This is a genomic window from Bacillus sp. Au-Bac7 (assembly GCF_021341655.1).
Taxonomy (GTDB): Bacteria; Bacillota; Bacilli; order Bacillales; family Cytobacillaceae; genus Niallia.
This window is the reverse complement of the sequence record NZ_JAJTTG010000034.1, coordinates 1-7553: the sequence shown is the minus strand read 5'-3', so window position 1 is coordinate 7553 and position 7553 is coordinate 1. Positions and strand designations below refer to the sequence as shown.

General features: G+C 34.5%; 6 protein-coding genes. 1 reads left to right on the top strand and 5 read right to left on the bottom strand.

Annotated elements, in window-relative coordinates; genetic code table 11:
• The coding region (locus tag LXM54_RS27455) for an alpha/beta fold hydrolase (RefSeq protein WP_233319507.1) at positions 1-1277 on the bottom strand (1277 nt) is incomplete at its 3' end.
• A gap of 59 nt (positions 1278-1336) precedes the next feature.
• The gene (locus tag LXM54_RS27450; protein WP_233319504.1) at positions 1337-1903 is read right to left on the bottom strand and encodes a TetR/AcrR family transcriptional regulator; all 567 of its coding nucleotides are present in this window, start codon (positions 1901-1903) and stop codon (positions 1337-1339) included.
• A 417-nt stretch (positions 1904-2320) separates the two neighbouring features.
• Between LXM54_RS27450 and LXM54_RS27445 the strand changes: the two genes are divergently transcribed.
• Positions 2321-2692 (top strand): STAS/SEC14 domain-containing protein, encoded by a 372-nt coding sequence (locus tag LXM54_RS27445; RefSeq protein ID WP_233319501.1) that lies wholly within the window; start codon positions 2321-2323, stop codon positions 2690-2692.
• 332 nt (positions 2693-3024) lie between these two features.
• On the opposite strand, the gene LXM54_RS27440 is transcribed toward LXM54_RS27445, so the two are convergent.
• From LXM54_RS27440 to licT, 3 genes are all read right to left on the bottom strand, one after another.
• The gene (locus LXM54_RS27440; RefSeq protein ID WP_233319500.1) at positions 3025-4437 is read right to left on the bottom strand and encodes a glycoside hydrolase family 1 protein; all 1413 of its coding nucleotides are present in this window, start codon (positions 4435-4437) and stop codon (positions 3025-3027) included.
• Positions 4438-4453: 16 nt separating this feature from the next.
• Entirely contained in the window at positions 4454-6325 is a 1872-nt protein-coding gene (locus LXM54_RS27435) for a beta-glucoside-specific PTS transporter subunit IIABC (protein ID WP_233319497.1), read from the bottom strand.
• Positions 6326-6440: 115 nt separating this feature from the next.
• Positions 6441-7307 carry a BglG family transcription antiterminator LicT gene (gene licT / locus LXM54_RS27430; protein ID WP_233319495.1) on the bottom strand — a complete coding sequence of 289 codons (867 nt, stop codon included), beginning with the start codon at positions 7305-7307 and terminating at the stop codon, positions 6441-6443.
• Between the last annotated feature and the right edge of the window lie 246 nt (positions 7308-7553).

Sequence of the window (7553 nt, the reverse complement as noted above, 5' to 3'; positions counted from 1 at the left end):
CCCTTTTGAAAAGGGGAACGTCCCAAACCAGGCAAATCAACAATCCACACAGGTCGACCTGTTTTTTCATGTAACTGAATCCCTAGTGGAAATAAATCTTCTCCATCACTTAATAAACCATGGAACAAGATAAATGGCTTTCCTTCTCCGCTTGTTTGATAAACAACGACATTACCGATAAGTACTCTATTAAATCTGGAATCTAATTGCTGATGAGGATACGTTATACGATAATCTATATCTGCGATTACAACTGGTAAAAAGTTCTTTACACTCGTCGTCCGGAACCAATCTGGTCCCATTACTTTTTTTACCTTGGCATTTGAGAAGTCTTTATTCGTTAAGAAGTTTAAACTATCTGTTGGAATTCCAGTTATTTTACTTCCGCCGCTATTCAGTAATAATTTCATAATCTGTAATGGAATAGCCTTATTAGGTGCTTTTACATTCAAACTTTCCGCCATGATACGAAGTAATTCAGATACATTTAGATCCATTTGACGGTCTGGGACGAGTGTATATGTATGACTCTTCGGCTGCTGTTGATTTAAAATTCGGATAATAAATTTTGCTAATACATCATTTGCAATCAGTGGAAGTCGATAATCCCCTCCCCCAGGTACAACAGGCATAAGACCTTTACGCATACTTTTTACAAGCAACCCTAACCCATCCACCTGTTCTGTACTCCCAGTCTGACTAGGACCAACAACTGTAGGGGGATTAATAACCGAAATAGGATAACCTACTTTTTTTGCCTGTTGCCGCATATAGAGATCAGCTAAAAATTTTGTACGTTCGTAATGATTTTTTATTTCTGAATATTGGTATGCATCTTGAAATACATTAATATCTATATCGCTGTTGTCATCATTAAATGGACTCATATACCCTACTACATGGATAAAATGTTCTAAACCTTTTGTTATATGTATGCTTTCTGCAATTTCACTCACATATTTTGCACCGTTTAAAAACGCTGACGTCGCTTGTTTTTCAGAGATACTTATATCCATTGGTCCACCTGCATGAATGATTACATCACTCTTCTTTACTTGTTGCAGGTCCTCTTCACGTAATCCTAACCCTTTTTTAGTTAAATCACCTTCTACAAATTGCAATAGATTTCTGTGAAGATACCCACTTTCTTCAAACAACTTGATTGCTTTACTTTTAGACCTTACCAACAAGAAAATCTCGACCTGCTCCATTGCTATTTGTTGCACTAATTGCTTACCAATAAAACCAGTTCCACCTATTAATAATATTCTTTTCATCATTTACCCTCCACTTTAGTACTATTTAGTCCTAATCTTGTGTAAAAAAAATTGCCTCTTTAATGAAGCAATTTCATAAATTGTTGAGCTGTTTTTGTAATGATTGTTGCATCCTTTTGTGTTTCTGCAATAAATAATGCGCCTTCCAAATTGGTAATAAATAATGAGGCTATTTCTTCTGGCTGGATTGCCTTTCGAAATTCCCCTCTTTCGATTCCTTGAGCAATAAGCAAACTGACCTTTGATTGCAATTCGGCAAAAAACAAGCCAATTCTTTCTTTCAGTTGGGTAGCTTGTGCCGGGCTTTGAATTGCCAGTGTAATAAATGGACAACTTCCTTTAAACTCCCTCACTTGCACACCTTGTGCTAATTGCATTAAAAACATGGTCACTCGTTGCTCGACCGAAAGTTGTTGCTGGTTTATCACCTCTTCTATTGCAAAATGGTACTTCGCAATCCAATAATCAACGACAGCTTCTAATAATTCTTCTTTGTTCGAGAAATGATAATACACATTTGACTTGCACACTTTACTGACTCGAACCAATTCATCCATGCTTGTGTATGCAAATCCCTTTTCTAAAAATAAAATCGCTGCTACTTCAATGACATGCTTTCGATTCATTAGTTTATTCTTCACCATATTTAGTACTATATAGTACTAATGAATATTTTTCAAGGAAAATCGGTGAAGGTAGGAAATAATTTATAGCTAACCAAAAAAACTAATCATTAATAGCTTTTGAAACGATTATTGAACAAATCCCTTATAAAAATAAAAACATTGTAAATACAGATCAGATTTTATTTACTAGTTCAAAATGTTGAAGAAATATAAGATATTAAAGCAATAATCCTTCTTGGACTAAGGCCCCCGATTATTTATGTGTATTCCTTTACAAACTTTCTTCTTTTCAGTTCCTTTATGCATGAATGCCGCCAAACTTCTTATAGTAGTGCACAATAGTTACAAACTGTGCGAAATAACCTATGCCCTTAACCATATTCGGTTTATAATACTAAAAAAGGAGTTGTTCTTTATTTGAATGTTAATAATACGTGTACATCCATTTCGAAAGATATGATTATTACTAATTTGACAGGATATATCTCCATTGCAGATGTAAGTATGTGGTTTGATTCTTTTGAGCAAAAATGTAATGTGTTTATTAACCAAGGCAAAAAATTTAAATTATTAGTAAATAGAAAAGGTTATACACCCGAACACTTCGCAGTTCAAAAATTGTGGAAAGACAAGTTTTTCTCTAATGTCCTATTAGAAAAAACCAGTGCAATTGCATTTTTATTAGATGAAGGGGATATTTTAGATCACCTTAACCAATCTAATAATAAAAAAAACATAAGATTTTCAAGCGACTATAATCACTTGATTGACTGGATTACTAATTATTAATTAGTAATAAGAGCTTAATATCTTAAGGTTACTGAAAGGTAACTTTTTTTGTTAGTTGTTATCTATAATAATTTTCTTATGTCACTAACCTCCCTCAATAAACAAACACTTATCTCTTAATTACGCAGTTTTTCACCTCCGGAGTCACGAAGGACTAATACAAACAATTATTTAGCAGCCAGAATTCAATGTGTCTAAGTGTTATAGTAAGTTTTATATAAAAGACAAAAGCCGTAAAATCGATCTTTTATCGAATTTAACGGCTTTTGTCCATCAGGTCCTAAATTTGTATATTATATCTTCTATATGAAAAAATAATCTTTACATAAATTTCAATCACTTAAACAGGATAAACCATTCGTACGTATTACATCTTTGTACCAGTAAAAAGATTTTTTCCGATAGCGGTTAAATGTTCCATTCCCATTTTTATCACGATCCACATAAATAAACCCATATCTTTTTTCCATCTGAGCTGAAGCAGCACTGATTAAATCAATGCACCCCCATGATGTATATCCAATTACATCAACTCCATCTTCAATTGCTTTACCTACTTCTTTTATATGCTCTTTAAAGTAGGAAATTCTGTAATCATCATTAATCTTTAATATTCCGTCTTCTTCTATTGGAGTATCAATAGCTCCTATACCATTTTCTGCAACAAACAGTGGTAGCTGAAAACGTTCATAGTAGAAGTTTAATATATAACGAAGTCCTTGTGGATCAATAGGATAATCCCATTCAGAATACTCTATATAAGGATTTCTTAATCCACGTGTAATATTCCCACCTGCTTGCTCGTACTTTGAATCATCTCTTGCTACTGTTCTGCTGTTATAATAGCTAAATGATATAAAATCCACTGTGTGCGTTAACCACTCACGATCTTCATCTGTAATCTCTAATTGAACGTTATTGCGCTCAAAAATTCGATTACTATAATAGGGGTACTCTCCTTTAGCATGTACATGGACGAATAAAGTAACACCTTGCTGATCTTCCATTGCATATGTAACATCATCCGGGTTACATGTCATCGGATATCGCGGCGCTGAAGCCACCATACAACCAATTCTAAAATTAGGATTAATTTCACGGCCGATTTTTGTAGCTAGCCCACTTGCAACAAGCTGGTGATGTGCAGCCTGATACATATCCTGCTTGGTTAATTGATCTCTTGGTGTTAATACACCGCCACCTAATAGGGGAATATGTGCAGTTACATTAATTTCATTAAAAGTAATCCAATATTTAACCTTATCTTTATAACGGTTAAATACTGTCTCGGCATATTTGGCAAACAGCTTTATCAATTTTCTGCTGCGCCAGCCATCATATTTTTTGCTTAAATATAATGGAGATTCATAATGTGATAGTGTTACTAATGGCTCTATATTATACTGACGACACATATCAAAGACACGATCATAAAAGGCTAATCCTGCTTCATTAGGGGTATCTTCTTCGCCTGTCGGAAATATCCTTGTCCAGGCAATTGACATACGGAATACTTTAAACCCCAGTTCAGCAAATAACTTAATGTCTTCTTTATATCTATGATAAAAATTAATACCATCCAGCTTCAAATTATCTTCTGTCGGTCCATCTGTAATCGGTCCAAACACCCCTTTTGGAAGTACATCCTGAACAGATAGCCCTTTTCCATCTTCATTATAAGCTCCTTCAAACTGGTTAGCAGCTGTTGCACCGCCCCATAGGAAGTCTTTAGGAAATATACTCATCTTCTCAACCCTTTCATTATTTAATTGCTGTTAATATGATTGTATTATTGTCTACTTCGCCGCCTTGCCCTTCAACAATATCAAGATACTGACTCGTATTGGTTACAATAATTGGTGTAGTTAAATCGTAGCCAGCTTTTCTCATCTCATCTGCTTCAAAAGTCAGCAGTATGTCTCCTTTTTTAATTTGATCCCCTTCTTTAACAAATGACTCAAAGAACCTTCCGTCTAGCCTTACTGTATCAATACCTACATGGATTAATACTTCTACCCCTTCATTGCTCACTAAGCCCAGTGCGTGTTTCGTTTTAAATACCATTGCCACCTTACCATCAAATGGGGAGACGACTTTTCCTTCTGTTGGATCAATCGCAATTCCTTTTCCCATAGCTTCAGTGGAAAATGCATCATCCTCTACCTTAGAAAGAGGCATAGCTATTCCATTTAATGGACTGTACATTTGTACCTTCTCATTTATTTGTGCATGAATTGTTTCAGATTCATTGTCTTCAGAAGACGTATCACTTTCTTTCTTTGCTGCGGTATCTTCTTCTTTAAATAATATTATTGAAACTACGAAGCCTACAACTATAGCTACAATAACTGTAAAGATAGCATTATAAAAGCTCCACATGCTATCTCCACCCATATAAATCGGCAGAGAAAAGATATTAGATGTACCAGCAGAATAAGTTTTTATCCCTGTGATACCAGCATATAAACCGGCCGCGGCTCCTCCAATAACCGTTGCTGCCAATGTTCTTTTTCTCTGTAGGGTAACTCCATAAAGTGCTGGTTCAGAAATCCCCATTAAACAGGATACACCTGTTGATGTTGCTAGTGATTTTAATTTCTTATTCTTTGTCCTAACTGCAACAGCTAAAACGGCACCCGCTTGTGCCATATTATAAGAAAGTGTACCTGGTGTTAGGATAGAACCATAACCTACTGCAGCACGTTGTGTTGCCTGAACGGCACCTAAACTATAATGCATTCCTGTCATTACAAGGAAAGGAGCTAAACCTCCGACTAACATTGGGACAAGCCAGCTTGCTCTTTCATCTAGGAAAGTAAATCCTATTGCTAAATAATCTCCTAAAATTGACCCAAGTGGTCCTAATGCAATTAACCCGATTGGTGCCACTATTAAGATCGTTACCATTGGAACTACAAAAACTTTAACAACATTTGGTGTATACTTTTGCATAAATCTCTCTACGTAGGATTGAAGCAAAACAATAAGAATAATAGGAATAACAGATGAAGAATATGTAGCTAATCTAATTGGTATGCCTAAAAACGCAGCTTCTCCACCATCTACTCTTAAAGCGGTTAAATCAGGGTGCAAAAGTATTCCTGCAAAAACAAGAGCCAATAGCGGACTCGTATTAAACTTCTTAGCAGCAGTAAAAGCAATTAAGAATGGCAAGAAGTAAAATACTGCATCCCCCATAATATTTAAAATAAAATATGTTTGTGAGTCAGTTGTCATCCAACCGAAGTTTGTACTAACAGCTAAAATAGCTTTAACCATGCCTGATCCTGCCAAAGCACCAACTATCGGAATGAAAATAGCTGCAATGATATCAAAGAACTTGGCGAAGCCTTTTTTGCCATCAGGCTCACCTTTTTCTCCACTTGTCATATTACCTAGTTTTACTACCTCATCGTGAACATCTTTTACATGTGGTCCAATAATGACCTGAAGCTGTCCACCTTTATTGACACACCCTACAACACCATCTATATTTTTAATTTTTTCTGTATCCGCTAATTCGTCATTCTTAAGATTAAACCGCAAGCGGGTTACGCAATGTGTTAAATTAGAAACGTTCTCTGCACCACCGACTTGTTCAATAATCGCTGACGCCAGCTTATTATACGACATTTTCTTACCTCCAAAAATTAGTATGAAAAAAACACCTATAACAACCATGCATGAATAAGCATTACAAGAATGCAGAGCTTCATACAGATCATTTTAGGTGTTGCCTGCCTAACAGTTACAATCCATTACTTGATCTTATTTGATTTTCTCTCGTAGTTAAACGATTAATGTGCAAAACAAAATATAACTGTTCTTCTGTAGTCATTGTGACACTCATCTTAGCATTAAAATAGGCATTAATTTTTAATATACATTCGTACGCCTTTTTATACTTTGTTTTAACTTGCAAGAATAATTGATTATCATCAGAAGAATAACGTACTTGACCGTTTATTCTTTGTAAAAAGTACCTTAAATGTGTAACAAACCGGCTATAATTAATGGAATCCTCTTCAATCTCAATATTGTAATGGAATTTAATAATATTTAGGATATCAAGAATAACTGCATTTTCATTATTTCCTTTAATATTGAGATTAGATTGTAAATTCTGACCATTTACAAAATGTAGAGCGATAAAACTGGCTTCATCTACATTTAATTTAACCTTTTCAAAATAGTAAATAATTTCAAGTGCTTTTAATGCAACTTTGTATTCTTTAGGATAAAACTTTTTCACTTCCCATAAAAAAGCATTTCTCATTTGCTCACCTTGTCGATAGCGGTAAAGAGCATAATTTATGTGGTCAGTTAATCCAATGTAAATACTATCATTAAATTTAATACTTAGTTCTTTTTCAGCTTCTTTGACAATAGCATTTGTTAGTTCTAAGTGATTAATAGGAATCTCACCCACTAGATTAACAAAGCGATCAACTAATTCTTTAGACTCCAAAGTGAAAACCTTTTCTATCTTTTCCTTATCAACTTCCTCTCCTTCCTTTTTCCCAAAAGCAACGCCTTTACCAAGCAAAACCTTCTCTACAAATTTTTCATCGTGAGCCAAAATAATATTATTGTTGTAGATTTTTTTTATACGCACGATGTTCCCTCCTAAATAAAAAACACCTAAATAACCATTAAAAATAGACAAATTAAAAGTCTAGAAATGGTCACTTAGGTGTTGCCTGCCGACGCAGTTACAATCCCAAATATTATTTATCCTAATTGTAAGCGTTACACATTCATCTGTCAATAGAATATGTTTCTAATGTTCTTTAGTTTTCAGTATCTTACTAATTTTTATTACATTTAAAACGTATGTAGCATAGTTTCTTATTGAACTAAA

What these genes read in the sequence shown, in the direction of transcription:
- LXM54_RS27440 (WP_233319500.1), bottom strand. Translation starts at nt 4,437, where the DNA reads ATGAGTATATTTCCTAAAGACTTCCTATGGGGCGGTGCAACAGCTGCT.
- LXM54_RS27435 (WP_233319497.1), bottom strand. Translation starts at nt 6,325, where the DNA reads ATGTCGTATAATAAGCTGGCGTCAGCGATTATTGAACAAGTCGGTGGT.
- LXM54_RS27450 (WP_233319504.1), bottom strand. Translation starts at nt 1,903, where the DNA reads ATGAATCGAAAGCATGTCATTGAAGTAGCAGCGATTTTATTTTTAGAA.